The 14,189-nt window shown below is 44.8% G+C and carries 13 protein-coding genes; 6 read left to right on the forward strand and 7 right to left on the reverse strand.

Annotated elements, in window-relative coordinates; all coding sequences use genetic code 11:
* Positions 1–68 precede the first annotated feature (68 nt).
* Together U5K35_RS09120 and pgsA are read right to left on the reverse strand one after the other, a co-directional pair.
* Positions 69–548 carry a phosphatidylglycerophosphatase A gene (locus tag U5K35_RS09120; protein WP_322571150.1) on the reverse strand — a complete coding sequence of 160 codons (480 nt, stop codon included), beginning with the start codon at positions 546–548 and terminating at the stop codon, positions 69–71.
* A complete protein-coding gene (gene pgsA, locus U5K35_RS09125; protein ID WP_322571151.1) occupies positions 545–1,135 on the reverse strand; it encodes a CDP-diacylglycerol--glycerol-3-phosphate 3-phosphatidyltransferase in 591 nt (196 codons plus the stop codon). The genes U5K35_RS09120 and pgsA overlap by 4 nt, the downstream gene beginning before the upstream one ends.
* Positions 1,136–1,248: 113 nt before the next feature.
* Here pgsA and U5K35_RS09130 point away from each other — a divergent pair, with 113 nt between their 5' ends.
* Genes U5K35_RS09130 through U5K35_RS09145 form a run of 4 tightly spaced genes read left to right on the forward strand, consistent with a single transcriptional unit; the run spans position 1,249 to position 5,407 of the window.
* Positions 1,249–2,535, forward strand: coding sequence for a competence/damage-inducible protein A (locus U5K35_RS09130; RefSeq protein WP_322571152.1), 1,287 nt, complete (start codon positions 1,249–1,251; stop codon positions 2,533–2,535).
* Positions 2,532–3,527: a hypothetical protein gene (locus tag U5K35_RS09135; protein ID WP_322571153.1), complete on the forward strand. Its 996-nt coding sequence runs from the start codon at positions 2,532–2,534 to the stop codon at positions 3,525–3,527. Before U5K35_RS09130 ends, U5K35_RS09135 begins: the two co-directional genes overlap by 4 nt.
* Entirely contained in the window at positions 3,490–4,506 is a 1,017-nt protein-coding gene (locus tag U5K35_RS09140) for a putative porin (RefSeq protein WP_322571154.1), read from the forward strand. The genes U5K35_RS09135 and U5K35_RS09140 overlap by 38 nt, the downstream gene beginning before the upstream one ends.
* Positions 4,507–4,516: 10 nt before the next feature.
* Positions 4,517–5,407: a cell division protein FtsX gene (locus tag U5K35_RS09145; protein WP_322571155.1), complete on the forward strand. Its 891-nt coding sequence runs from the start codon at positions 4,517–4,519 to the stop codon at positions 5,405–5,407.
* Between the two features lie 43 nt (positions 5,408–5,450).
* Here U5K35_RS09145 and U5K35_RS09150 read toward each other — a convergent pair whose 3' ends face one another.
* The gene (locus tag U5K35_RS09150) at positions 5,451–5,963 is read right to left on the reverse strand and encodes a transcriptional repressor (RefSeq protein WP_322571156.1); all 513 of its coding nucleotides are present in this window, start codon (positions 5,961–5,963) and stop codon (positions 5,451–5,453) included.
* Positions 5,964–6,132: 169 nt separating this feature from the next.
* Here U5K35_RS09150 and U5K35_RS09155 point away from each other — a divergent pair, with 169 nt between their 5' ends.
* The gene (locus U5K35_RS09155) at positions 6,133–8,016 is read left to right on the forward strand and encodes a long-chain fatty acid--CoA ligase (protein WP_322571157.1); all 1,884 of its coding nucleotides are present in this window, start codon (positions 6,133–6,135) and stop codon (positions 8,014–8,016) included.
* A 1,072-nt stretch (positions 8,017–9,088) separates the two neighbouring features.
* On the opposite strand, the gene U5K35_RS09160 is transcribed toward U5K35_RS09155, so the two are convergent.
* From U5K35_RS09160 to U5K35_RS09175, 4 genes are read right to left on the reverse strand one after another with little or no spacing between them, the layout of a single operon-like run.
* A complete protein-coding gene (locus tag U5K35_RS09160; RefSeq protein ID WP_322571158.1) occupies positions 9,089–9,466 on the reverse strand; it encodes a hypothetical protein in 378 nt (125 codons plus the stop codon).
* A gap of 13 nt (positions 9,467–9,479) precedes the next feature.
* Positions 9,480–9,899: a DUF1499 domain-containing protein gene (locus U5K35_RS09165; RefSeq protein WP_322571159.1), complete on the reverse strand. Its 420-nt coding sequence runs from the start codon at positions 9,897–9,899 to the stop codon at positions 9,480–9,482.
* 46 nt (positions 9,900–9,945) lie between these two features.
* On the reverse strand, positions 9,946–10,482 hold the full coding sequence (locus U5K35_RS09170) for a TIGR00730 family Rossman fold protein (RefSeq protein ID WP_322571160.1): 537 nt from the start codon (positions 10,480–10,482) through the stop codon (positions 9,946–9,948).
* A 1-nt stretch (position 10,483) separates the two neighbouring features.
* On the reverse strand, positions 10,484–11,653 hold the full coding sequence (locus U5K35_RS09175) for a cysteine desulfurase family protein (protein ID WP_322571161.1): 1,170 nt from the start codon (positions 11,651–11,653) through the stop codon (positions 10,484–10,486).
* A 205-nt stretch (positions 11,654–11,858) separates the two neighbouring features.
* Here U5K35_RS09175 and purL point away from each other — a divergent pair, with 205 nt between their 5' ends.
* On the forward strand, positions 11,859–14,096 hold the full coding sequence (gene purL / locus U5K35_RS09180; RefSeq protein ID WP_322571162.1) for a phosphoribosylformylglycinamidine synthase subunit PurL: 2,238 nt from the start codon (positions 11,859–11,861) through the stop codon (positions 14,094–14,096).
* The last annotated feature ends 93 nt before the right edge of the window (positions 14,097–14,189 follow it).

Raw genomic sequence — 14,189 nt, forward strand, 5'->3', positions numbered from 1 at the left:
AGGCTGTAATTATTCAAGCCTTAACTTATAAAACTTGTATTAACTGTCTGTTATTATTTGTGGGGATTTTATCCTAGAATGGATCCCAATAGTAATTTTAGCAACTCCAGGCAAATGAGTGCATAAACACCGGCTGCCAAATCATCTAACAATATACCAAATTTTCCTGGCAATTTCTCCAATCGAACAATCCCCAAAGGCTTGAAGATGTCGAAGATACGGAAAAGTATAAAACCGGCTAAAAGCAAGCCTGTGTTTGTCAGGGAGCTGTAGTGAAATGAAGTAAAGAGAAATACAACCGCTTGCCCTGCGGTTTCGTCGATTACAAATTGACCGGGATCGTCTCCAAATTTTTCGACACATGCACCTGTTGCCCACAGTGAAATAAGCGAAGCCAGCAAAACTAAACCGGCCATGCCGAATAATGGATCAACCAAATAGGCCGCATATACAAGTGGAAGAGTAAACAGGCTCCCCCAGGTGCCGGGAGCTTTGGGGAGTAAGCCTGAACCGAAAAGAGTCCCGAAAACAATTTTCAGAGTTTTCATGCCGGTTGGGAACTCTTAAAAAGAGATCGGTTAACAAAAAGGTATTCAATACCGGAATAGACGGTGATAAATACAACGATGACCATTCCCCAATAGAAGATGTCCAGGCTATAAAAATTAAGCACGAACTGACCCACAGCCCCATCAAACAGCAGTAAAAATCCAAAAAGAAGGGCTACGTATAAATAGCCCATTTGAATAGCTGTTTTAATTTTTGCTGTTTTCCTGGTTTGAAGCGTGATGTCTCTTCGTTTAGTGTAGATTCGAAGCCCTGTAATTGAGAGATCCCTGAAAACAATAACGGCTACAGCCCACCACGGAAACTGGGTCGGATCCAGAAAAGGGAGGCAGACAAATCCTGCAAATGTCAGAAATTTATCGGCTAAGGGGTCCATGAAGATGCCGTACTCGCTCTCTACATTGTATCTTCGGGCATAGTACCCGTCAAGCGCATCCGTGATGGCAGCTATCGCAAAAACTACCAAACTAATTCCTCTGAACAGAAGATCGTCCTGGATAAAAAGAAGTAGAAAAACAGGCGCCATGCCCATTCTTAGGGTGCTGAGTATGTTAGGTAATTTTTCCACAATAAAAGGTAAAGTTCTCAGTGAACAAATGATATATTAAATCCCTTAAAAAGATGGGCAAAAAGAATACAAAATTTCATTGATCATCTGCAAAATCCTATTTTCAACATCATATGAGAAAGGCACACGTTATATCTATCGGAAACGAGCTATTAATTGGAGATACCATCAACACGAATGCCTCTTGGTTAGGTGGGTTACTTACCGAACAGGGTTTTTATGTTGAACAGGTTTCCACAATTCCCGATGATTATGATCTCATTTTTGAAAAAGCAAAAGATTCTCTGCATAAAGCGGATATAACGGTTGTAACGGGTGGGCTGGGTCCAACTCACGACGATATCACCAAGAAAGTGATGGTTGATCTTTTTGAGACACAACTTGTCGAAAACAGTGAAGTATTGGAGTTTATCAAGTCAATTTTTGAAAGGCGAGGGTTCAAATTCAGCCCGTCTAATGCGGCTCAGGCATTGGTTCCTGAAAATTGCGATGTTCTTTTCAACAATAAAGGTACCGCACCGGGAATGTGGTTCGAAAAAAACGGAAACGCTTTGATTGTACTTCCGGGTGTTCCTACTGAGATGAAATTTTTAATGGAGAAACGTGCGCTTTCAAAAATCCACGCCCTTTTTCCGGATCGGGATGTTTGGGCTACCCGCTACTTTAAAACTGCGGGCGTACCGGAAAGTACTCTCAGTGAACAGATAGGAAACCTGGATGAGTTTGTCAACAATGGGGTTGGAGTAGCATACCTTCCGGGTCCGGCGGGCGTTACGATACGGATTAGTGCCAGTGCTGACACAAAGAAACAGGCCGAAGGCAAACTCACAACATTGAAAGACTTGCTTTATGAAAAAGCCGGGAATGTGATATTCGGCGAGGGTAAAAATCTGAAGCTGGAAGAGGTGACGGGTAAAATACTGACGGACAATAAACTGACAATTGCCGCAGCAGAGAGCTGCACGGGCGGTTTACTATCCAGTAAAATCACCGATATTCCCGGCAGCAGTGCATATATGAAAGGTGGAATTGTTGCTTACGAAAATGCAATTAAAATATCCGAATTGAACGTTTCGGGAAAAGATCTGGAAAAAGACGGTGCGGTGAGTAAAAATGTGGCACTGCAAATGGCCAAAGGCGTGGCAGAAAAAATGAAAGCTGACATTGGAGTATCAGCTACCGGAATAGCAGGACCGGACGGCGGCACGGATGAGAAGCCCGTTGGTACAGTCTGGATGGGCTTTTGGATAAAGGGTGATCATTTTGCAATTAAAGCCGTACTTAGCAACGATAGGCTATTGAACAAGGAGCGCACGGTAATGATTATTTTGGAGACAGTACGGCGTCGGCTACAAGGCATGGATGAACTTCCCTATCAACTGAAACCCCATTCAGCTTGATCTACCTTTTAACCATATGGACAGCATTTACCTTTTCGCTGCAGGATACAATTCCGTCTCCTATTCAGGCTGATACGCTACTTAAGCCGGTATCAGCTGATACTATACCTGAGACAGCTGAAGCGGACACGACCCGGATTGAGGAGGTTGAAGCTGAAACCCAAGAACCCGATACGGTTTATGTTTGGGAGTACGATATGCGCCATACCATGGACGTTGCAGAGACCGACAGTACTCTTCGCTGGATTAATATGATAAACCTTTTTGACAGGTTTTACGGTGCTAGAGGAGCGATTACCTATCGGACAGGAAAATCGGGCAGGCCTGCCGGTTTGGAACTGCACACATACGAATCCAGACATCTGAACATGGAGATGGAAGGGTTGAGTATTAATGACCCGCTGACCGGCGCCGTTCACTGGAATCGCATACCCATCCGGAAAATACGTGAGTACAGGGAAGCCGACTATGGGGCAACGTATCAAGGGGAGATTAAGCTGATTGATCACTACTTAACACAACCCCGTACATATCTGAATTTTGACGAGAGTAAGTACAACTATAGGAATCTGGATTTTGTGTTCACGCAAAATTTAAGGGCTGACACCAATCTGGAGTTCTCATACTGGGACAGGCGGGATGGAGGAGGTTACAGCCGGTCAGGAGTGGAGGGAAGGCAGGCTTCAGTTAAAATTTACCATCAGCTTTCAGATCGATGGCTGTTGAAAACACTCTATCTCAATAATGCATTGGATCGTGAAGAGTCCTTTGGCTACGTAGTTAATGACCCTGAGCTTTTTGCATTTAATCCATTTACGGCGAGTCCCATAGAAAACAACGCCAATTCAAATCAAACATCGAGCGATATTTATATCCAGGCTCACCACAGGCCGGATATCAACAGTGCCTGTTCAGACGGAGTTTGGCCTTCACTATCAAACCAACAAGTGGTCTTTGAACTACTCGGCCGATTCGATAGCTACCGATTTTAAACAAGCGGAGCTATTTGCGCGGCATCGGCTCAATTTGGGAAGAACTGACGTTTCATTTCAGGGGAGCGTAAACTGGCTGAACGAATCGGCCCAGAAAAACCTGACGGAAGAAAGCTGGCTTGGCGCTCAAGGCAGGATTGATTTGAATATCAGGCCGTTTTCGTGGCTGCAGCTTCAATCCTATTCAACGGCTGAATACTGGGATGATGAGCGATTGAGTTCAGAAGTATCGGGAAGGCTTACACTGTTTCCCGATAGCAGAATTACACTTTCAGGTTTTGGCGGGTATCTGAACCGGTCGCCCGATCTGCAGGCCCTCTATTGGCAGTCGTCGTTCTATACCGGAGATTCGACTCTTGAAAATGAACAGGAAATTTCGATGGGAGGGATGATCGAATATCAAATATTAAACTGGATGAATACGGGAGTGCGGGCTGATCTGAGGCTCAACGAAAACAGTGTGTTTATCAATGCATCCAACCAGTTTGAAAATATTGATCCGTACACCAACATAAGCGGAACAGGCTGGATAGGACTGGATAGCCGCATATTTGAAGGAGAGTTCTCCGCAGTTTATAAATCATTTTTAAATGATTCTGATAATCCGGTAAACCTACAGCTTGAAGAATCGGGCGACCGCATCTGGCTGAAAGGTCATTTGTACTGGAAAAACTATCTGTTTGATCGGGCTACGTATGTGAAAGCAGGAATATCAGGGATGATGTCACCGAGTGTTTTTGGGACGGCAGAATATATCACACCGTTGAATAGGTGGCAGCACGGAACAAATTCGCTGGGGAATCCTTCCTATCATAGATTGGATGTTGATGTTTCGGCGCGAATTCGCTGGTTTATGCTTTTGTTAAAGTGGGAAAATGTACTTGACGGAGTGGATCAGCTGGGCTACTTTGAATCAACCGGATACCCCATGCCCGAGCGACGTTTTCGACTGGGCTTGAGAATATTATTTACAAATTAGATAAGCAAAAATGAGCTTGGGATATGTTTTAAAAGAAGGAGTGGCGGGACTTAATCGTGCCCGTTTGGCAGCCTTTACATCTGTCTTTTCACTATTTGTTGCCGTACTTCTGGTGGGCGTTCTCTCCCGGGTGGGGTACAACGCGTACGAGGTCATGCAAATACTGAAACAGCAGGTTGAAGTAGAAGTATTTCTTCAAAACATTGATGATCGAACATCTCAGGAGATCCGGGAAAGAATTGAGAGCGAATCGATTGTAGCTGAACTTTCCTATATCTCCAGAGACAGTGCGTCGAAAATATTTCAGCAGGATTTCGGAATTGGAAGCGATGCTTTGGCTGACCTTCAGTTTCTTCCCGCATCATACAAGGTGAAGATTGTTGAAGATGCAGAAATCGCACAAATCGACTCATTGGTTCAGCAGGTTTCGAGCTTCAGTGGAGTAGATGAGGTGCGCTTCAACCAGGCACTGCTGCAGACTTTGGAATCCAGAACGGAGACCCTGTTTGTTATTGGCGGTGCGATTGGTGCTTTTATACTTTTTGTGGCGATGGTGCTTGTTTTCAACACTATTCGGCTGACCATTTATGCCAAGCGGGATCTGATCCGAGCCATGAAACTCGTTGGGGCCACAAACAGCTTTATACGCAGGCCTTTTTTGGTAGAGGGAATGATGCAGGGTGTAATTGCGGGAACCGCGGCCGCGGCTATTATTTTTGGTTTGTTCGAGTGGGTTGTACCTCAATTTGTGCCGCAGCTTGGTGTTCTTTCCTGGCCATTTGGAAGATGGTATTTCCTGTTGGGCGGAATTCTGCTTCTCTCAATTTTGATGGGTTGGTGGGGAAGTCGTTGGGCGGCGAGAAAGTTTATCAGGGAAACAAAAGTTTATACGACAAACTAACTGACGGTTGAAAATTTAAACTGATCGAGGTTACTGCTTTCGATCAGGCCTCTTCTTTCTTCAGGGATTTGATTTTACCGCCACCCTCTTTTCGTCGCATGCACGCTTCTACATCTTTACAGCGCCCGAACAGATGCAGTGAATGCCCTTCAACATTAAAATCATGAATCTCTTCCATAAGCCTCTGAATCTCTAAAATGCGAGGATCACAAAATTCGATTACAACTCCGCACTCCTTACAGATCATATGATCGTGCTGCTGGTAGGCATAAGATCGTTCGTAGTAGTACTGGTTTTTTCCAAACTGCTGTCTCTGAACCAGTCCGCATTCAATGAGTAAATCAAGAGTGTTATAAACGGTAGCTCTTGAGACACGTGTTCCGGCATTTTTCATGTTGAAGAAAATATCATCCGCATCAAAATGACCTTCAGCCCGGTAGATTTCTTCCAGTACCATAAAGCGTTCCGGAGTCTGACGCTGATTTCTCTCTTTCAGATACGTTCTGAAAATTTCTTTAACCAAAGTAATTGTTTCTTCCTGGGCCGGATGTGCCATAATGTTTCAATAATTAAAAATTCAATGAATGTAATTGAGGAGGTTTGAATTTAACTATATACTATCTGAACCTTTAAAAACATCAGAAATTATGCGGTAAATTTAAAAGCCTCGTAATATTTGGGTAATATGTTATCTTTTATCAAACTAGTTAACAAAATTTGAAGATATGCCAACGCTCGTTGCTTTTGAGACCATAACTGACCTCTACCAAAACTTAACTCAAAAATACGAAAATTCTCCTAAAACTGCTTTCGCATTTAAACCTACTCCAGATGGCGAGTATAAAACTGTTACCTGGGATAAGGTCAAAGAGGATGTAAATGCTCTTGCAAGCTATTTAATCGATTTTGGCATTAAAAAGGATGACCGGGTTGCCATATTAAGTGAGAACCGGTATGAATGGGCGATTGTGGATCTTGCCACACAGATGGTGGGAGCGATAAATGTGTCGCTATATACTACACTTCCACCAAAGCAGTGTGAATTTATCCTGAAAGATTCTGAAGCCAAGCTGTTTTTTGTGTCAACAGGAATTCAGGTCAAAAAAGCCGTGGAAGTTTTTGACAACTGCCGGGACCTGAAGCATGTGGTTGCTTTTGATAAACCAAAGGTTCAGAAGTATATGGACCAGAAGTATGTGAGCCTGTTTGAAACCGTACGTGACGCGGGCTCAAAATCTTTTCCGGATAACGAGGAAAAAATTAAAAAAAGAGCTTTAGAAACTTCTCCTGAGGATATTTCAACACTTATTTATACATCCGGCACTACCGGAAACCCGAAGGGAGCTATGCTTACTCACAGGAATATAGTGAGCAATGTAAAGTCAGCACATGAGGCAATTAGTATTGGTGAGACAGATCGCTGTCTTTCATTTTTACCCCTCTGTCACTCATTTGAACGAACGGGCGGTTACTACGCAATGATGGCCGGCGGAGCGGAAATCTACTATGCAGAAAGTGTGGACACGGTTGCTAAAAATATGCTCGAGGTTCATCCTACGATTGTGATTAGCGTCCCACGCCTGTTTGAGAAAATTTACAATCTGGTGATGAACAATGTGAAAGAAGGAAGTGCTATTCAGCAATCCATCTTTGATTGGGCACTGGATATTGGTAAACGTTACTGGCATGGTGAACGTGGAATTGTGAGCATGCAGAAAAAGATTGCTGACAAGCTGGTCTTTGACAAACTGAAACAGCGCACCGGTGGAAATATCCGGTTTTTTGTTTCAGGTGGGGCAGCGCTTCCGGCCGATATCGGAGCATTTTTTATGTCGGCGGGCCTAAATATCTTGGAAGGGTATGGGTTGACTGAAACTTCCCCGGTAATGTGCTGCAACCGATATGGTGATGAAAAGATGGGAACAGTCGGCAAAGTGATCAATGGTGTCACGGTTGGGATTCAGCGACTGGAAGACAGTAAAATCATTGCTCAGCTGAGCGGTGAAGACTATCCGTCTGATCTGACATCCGAAGAGGGAGAGATCTTGAACCGCGGACCCAACACCATGAAAGGGTATTGGAAAAATGAAGAAGCGACGAAAGAGATGATTGACGATGATGGCTGGTTACACACCGGTGATGTCGGAAAATTTGAAAATGGCCGACTGAAGATTACCGATCGAATTAAACATATGATTGTGAATGCCGGGGGTAAAAATATCTATCCAGGGCCAATCGAGGATATGTTCAAAACAAGCCAGTGGATTGATCAGCTGGTGGTAGTGGGTGAGAAGAGAAGCTACATGGCCGCACTGATTGTTCCCAATTTTGAAGCGTTGGAAAAATATGCGAAAGATAATGACATCAAATACTCCGATATGGAGGAACTGCTGCAGCATGAATCTATTCAAAATCTCTACAACAAAGAGATACGATCATTCTCCAAAGACTTGGCATCACACGAAAAACTGCGTGACTTCCGTCTCATAGCAAACGAATTCACCGTTGAAACCGGAGAGCTCACACCAACCCTGAAGGTGAAGCGAAGAATCATCGAAGATAAATATGGTCACCTGATCGAGGATATCTTCGAAGGGGACAGTGCTTAAAAACCAATTTGTTCACCGCGGAGACGCAGAGGTTAAGGCTTTTTTTGCAATCTCCCCTGCCAGTGTTTTTCTGGCCCCGAGTGCATTTATCGGGGAGGGGAGTACTCTCTGAAGCTTTAGCGAAGGAGAGGGAGGGGTGTTCAATGCGCAATTTGAAGCGTTTCCTAATCTGTTACTGGTAGCAATTAATTCTGCCAAAAAAATGGGCAACACCACTATGGATGTGACAGAACTCGCTTTCACAAAGAGGGACTCTTTTGAGTATGATTTAGAAACTGCGCAAAACGTCACCCCTTCATTGTGCCGTGCGTTTGCGGCATAGGGAAGGGGACGGGGGATGGGTCCGAACCAACCTGTCACCGGTAGCAAGCACAGCAGCGAGTCTAAGTATCCATTAAACGTCAAAAATATTAATCGTTTACGTTAGTTTGATCCGCTGGTCTGAATATAAAGAACAAAATCGATGAATGACCGCCTCTATCCAGTAATGTGCTTCAAACCAATCTCTCTGTTCGGCGGATGATAGATGTTGCCTTATATACCCCAGGTTTCGCTTCGCTGCACCTGGGGCTACCAATATTCTGCCCCTACAGGGCAAGTTTCCAGCTTAGATTTAGAAAAGCGACATAGCACCAAATTACCAATAAATACAAATCCTGATACGCCGCTACCACAACATCTTTCGCTGTCATCTCGAGCAATTAATTTTGCCTAAAAAAATGGGCAACACCATTATGGATGTGACAGAACTCACTTTCACAAAGAGGGACTTTTTTGAGTATGATTTAGAAACTGCGCAAAACGTCACCCCTTCCTTGTGCCGTGCGTTTGCGGCATAGGGAAGGGGACGGGGGATGGGTCCGAACCAATCTGTCACTGGAAGCGCAGTCCCGACGGCCTGTTCCACTCTATTAGGTAGGAGTTCTTTACTGTCGTCGGGACGAAGTCGAGAGATCTCCATGAGATGGTTTGAAAATTCATCATTTCGCTTTGAATCTACTACTTATCATCCCCCATTCCCCCTTCGATGGGGGACACTTTTAAGCAAATTCATAACCCGAACTCACGAATTTTAACCCTTCTTCGCCTTACGGGCATCTATGAAAGATTTAACTCCCAAAATCACAAATAGGATACAGAGTACCGCCATCACAGCCTGACTCGCTGCCGCTGTAAACCGTTCGGGCATGTCGCCGCCCAGAAGAGCAGAGATTATCTGTCGCAGTCCGGTAAACGAGCCGCCAAGTCCAAGGAGAGCGAGGAGTACCGCCGCGTGCATGGAATGTTTTTGAAGGTTATCAGATTTTTTTGCAAGCAGGCCGAGCCCTATAAAAACAAATCCAAACAGTGAAGGAATCAGGGCAGTCAGGCTTACCATATCTGTTGCGATGTAAGAGAAAAAACCGAGTATTACGAGTAGTATACCAATATTAATAGATAGCTTAGGCATGGATTAAAATAGATTAGTCTGAATTATTAAGAACGATTAAATAGCTTTCCAGTTTTCTGAAAATTTTCTTCACTCTTCTGCGGTTTACACCCAAATCTGAATAGCCAACCCGGCTGGAGCTTTTAATGTGCACAACAGAGTTTGCCCCGTCCGCTTCAACAATTGCGAGTACATCGTCTTTAAATCCAAAGAGTGGAATTTTGAATACAGACTTAATTTTTAATTCTGATAAGTCTGCTTCAGATTCATGAGGATTCAGATCGGCAATTGCTTTTTCCAAAAATTCGTACAGTTGGTCCGCCTCAGTTTCAAACCGTTTTGAAACAACAATACAGTTTGGCGAATCCGGACACTCTTCAATATCCGGATGCATCTGAGGATTGGAAGGGATGTCGGAAGTTTGTGAACCCTGAAGTGGAAAGTATACCGCCATGGCTGCTGTAATGAGAATTACTGTGAAAACCCCGAGGAGTAAAATTTTACGCTTGCTCACACAACTCCAAACACTCTTCCAGCGTTTCAGCTACCTGAACAATTTTACGGTTATTAGGTTTGATGAATCCGGCTTCTACGGAATGATCCATCATCTCAATCAGAGAGTCGTAATAGCCGTTCAGGTTCATAATTGTTACCGGCTTATCTAAAAGCCCGATTTGATTCCATGTAATAATCTCAAACAACTCCTCCATGGTTCCGAATCCTCCGGGAAAAGCAACAAACGCATCCGCCAGTTCTGCCATGTGGGACTTTCGCTGATGCATATCTTTCACGGTAATGAGGCGCGTAATTCCGCGATGGGCCACCTCTTTGCTGAAGAGATTTTCAGGGATAACTCCGATAACCTCACCGCCGTTAACCATCACTGAATCGGCAATGGTTCCCATAATTCCGAGTGAAGATCCCCCGTAGATGAGATTGTGATCATTTTCAGCGAGAAGTTTACCAAATGCTCCTGCTCGGTTGATGATGTCGGGATCATTTCCTGGCGAGGAACCACAATAAACACAAATATTCATACTAAGAAGCTACTTTCATCATTCTGTCGAGTACGCCTTCCAGTTTGTCCAGAAAGAAGTCAATCTCTTCTTCACTGTTCTGCTTGCCGAAGCTCACTCGAATGCTGGAGTTTGTGATTGCATCATCCCCTACAACTTCTTGAAGAACGTGAGACGGTTCAGTTGCCCCGGAAGTACAGGCCGATCCATTGGAAACACAGACACCTTCAATGTCCAGGTTTAGAAGAAGCATTTCACCGTCCAATCCCTGGTTGCTATCTGTCTTAAACCCGATATTTATGATATGCGGCACTCCGCCATCTTTAGGTCCGTTGATGGTAAATTTGCCCTCAAATCTGCTTTCCAGTCCGTCGATCAGCTTCTTCCGCAGGGCGACAAATTTTTGAGTACTTGCTTCCATGTTTTTGTCGCAGAGCTCCATCGCTTTTGTAAGTCCGACGATACCCGGAATATTGGAGGTTCCTCCTCTTCGCCGTCGCTCCTGTGATCCGCCCTGAAGCCAGGGAATCCAGGGAGTTCCGTTTTTTACATAGAGAACTCCAATTCCTTTCGGGCCATAAATCTTATGAGCACTGATACTCAACATGTTCAGTCCAATCTCTTTTACATCAACAGGGATTTTTCCCACGCTTTGAACAGTATCGGAATGAAAGGGTACTCCTGCTTCATTGCAGACAGCCGCAATCTCTTTCACCGGGTTGATGGAACCGATCTCATTGTTAACGTGCATCAGGGAAACGACTGCCGTTTTATCGGTGATTGCCTCTTTAACCTGATCGGCCGTGATAATGCCGTCTGAATTTGGTTTGAGGTAGATAACTTTTGCACCCTGTCTTTTCAGTGATTCTGCGGGATGCATAACAGCGTGATGCTCGATCGGGGAAGTAATAATTTCGTTCTTTCCTGCAGGCGACAGTGCGGAGAATACGCCTTTAATAGCGGCATTGTCACTTTCCGTGCCACCGCTGGTGAAAATAATTTCCGAGGGCTCAGCATTTAAGAGGCGAGCAATTTCTTCCCGGGCATCTTCTACTGCAACCTTACAGTTTCGGCCAAACTGATGGGCCGCATCAGCATTTCCAAAATCTTCTGTAAAGTAAGGTAGCATGGTTTCGAGCACTTCCGGGTCAACAGGAGTGGTGGCCGCATTATCAAAGTAAACAGGATCCATATTTAATTAATCAGTTATGATTTTTTTCGAGCTCAATAAAAATATCCAAATTGATCGTGAAAAACAGTTTTGAATTTTATCTTCTTCGCAGTGGATTCAATAACCTTTTTAGAGCGATATTATTTCAAGGATTAAAACAGATCGAATCCTGAACTTTTCTTACCTTTAGCGCACATCGAATTTCACACGTCACAGATTCAAAAATATGTCAAATACATCTCCAAAAGAACCAGAAGTAACTCTCGATCTGGCCATCGAACACGGCTTAAATGAGGAAGAGTATGAAATGATTAAGAATTTTCTAGGGCGAACCCCAACATTTACGGAACTGGGCGTCTATTCTGTGATGTGGAGTGAACACTGCTCGTATAAAAATTCAATTCTGGAGATCAAAAAGCTGCCTAGAGAGGGTGATCAGCTTCTGGTGGATGCCGGTGAAGAGAATGCGGGACTGGTGGATATTGGGGATGGATTGGCATGTGCGTTTAAGATTGAGAGCCATAATCACCCGTCGGCTGTTGAGCCATATCAGGGAGCGGCAACCGGAGTGGGCGGAATTCACCGCGATATTTTTACGATGGGTGCGCGTCCGGTGGCGTCGCTAAACTCGCTTCGATTCGGATCGATGGAGAATCCACGTGTTCGATATCTGCTGGATGGAGTTGTAAGAGGGATTTCAGATTACGGTAACTCTTTCGGCATTCCAACCGTGGGCGGGGAAATCTATTTTGATGAAGCGTATGAAGGGAATCCGCTTGTAAACGCGATGAGTGTGGGAATTGTGAAGCACGGAGAAACAGCATCAGCCATTGCGCACGGAATTGGCAATCCGGTTCTGATTGTAGGCGCCAGCACGGGACGCGATGGAATTCACGGGGCAACATTCGCCTCGGAAGAGATCAGTGAGGAGAGTGAAGCTAAACGTCCAAGTGTTCAGGTGGGTGACCCTTTTACGGAGAAATTGCTGCTTGAAGCGAGCCTGGAAGCATTGAAAACCGGCGCCGTAGTTGGCCTGCAGGATATGGGTGCTGCCGGAATTACCAGCTCATCATCAGAGATGACGGCTCGCGGCGGAGAGGGTATGACGCTCGATCTGGATAAAGTGCCGATGCGTGAGGAGGGCATGACCGCTTACGAACTGCTTCTGAGTGAAAGTCAGGAGCGGATGCTCGTGGTTGCAGAAAAAGGCCGCGAACAGGAGATTATTGATGTATTTGAAAAGTGGGATCTTAATGCTGTTGTTATCGGCGAAGTTGTTGAGGGCAATAAGCTCACCTATATCAAGGATGGTGAGGTGAAAGCGGAAATTCCGGCCGATTCATTGGTGCTGGGCGGCGGAGCTCCGCAATATGAGCGCGAAAGAAAGAAGCCGGCCTATATTGATGAGGTTCAGAACTTTGATTTTTCTACAATCAAACATCCTGAAGATGTAAATGAATCTCTTCTCAAAGTGCTGGCTTCTCCGAATGTGGCCTCAAAACGCTGGGTTCATGAGCAGTACGATACAACGGTTCGAACAAATACGGTTAACGCTCCCGGCGCTTCCGATTCCGGTGTAATCCGAATAAAGGGTACCAAAAAAGGGCTGGCCGTAAAAACAGACTGTAATGGACGATATGTCTATCTGAATCCAAGAAAAGGCGGCCAGATTGCGGTGGCTGAATCTGCACGAAATGTAGTTTGCAGCGGAGCGAAACCAATGGCTATTACCAACTGTCTTAATTTTGGAAATCCGTACAAGCCGGAAGTGTACTGGACATTCAGTGAAGCCCTGGGCGGAATGGGCGATGCTTGCCGTGCACTCAACACTCCGGTTACGGGCGGAAATGTGAGTCTGTATAACGAAAATCCAAAAGGTGCTATTTTCCCAACTCCTGTGATAGGAATGCTTGGCCTGATTGAAGACGTGGATAATCATACTATGACGCCACAGTTCAAAAAAGAGGGAGATGTAATCTACTACCTGGGAGCCGACAGAAAAGGATTGGGTGGTTCTGAGTACATCAACACTGTGCACGGATTAACTACCGGAGATGCTCCGGAATTGGATCTCGATATGGAGGTTAAGCTTCAGCAATCTGTTTTAAATCTGATTCACAACAAGACCGTAAATGCTGCGCACGATGTGTCTGATGGCGGATTGAGCATCACGCTTGCCGAAATGGCTATACACTCCGGCTTAGGTGCTGACGTATCTCTTAAAAAAATGAGCGGTGAGCTTTATGAACTTCTCTTCAGTGAAGCGCAGTCAGGGATTGTTGTAACGGTTTCAAAAGAGAAGGTATCAGAACTGGAAAAAGCGATGACCGATAGCGGTGTGCCGTATCATGTCCTGGGAACCGTTTCAGGAGAGACGCTGACAATCAATCAGTCTGTTAATCTTCCGGTAGCCAAACTTACTGAGGTGTATGAATCTACAATTCCGAATGCCATGGAGCAGTAGACTGAGCGTGAACTAATCCGGAAAACGATTTTAGTTATCTCACATATTTGTGAACGATTTATATCTCTTTGGGATTCTTGAAAGTGAAAATTT

Source organism: Rhodohalobacter sp. (assembly GCF_034521535.1).
Lineage (GTDB): Bacteria > Bacteroidota > Rhodothermia > Balneolales > Balneolaceae > Rhodohalobacter.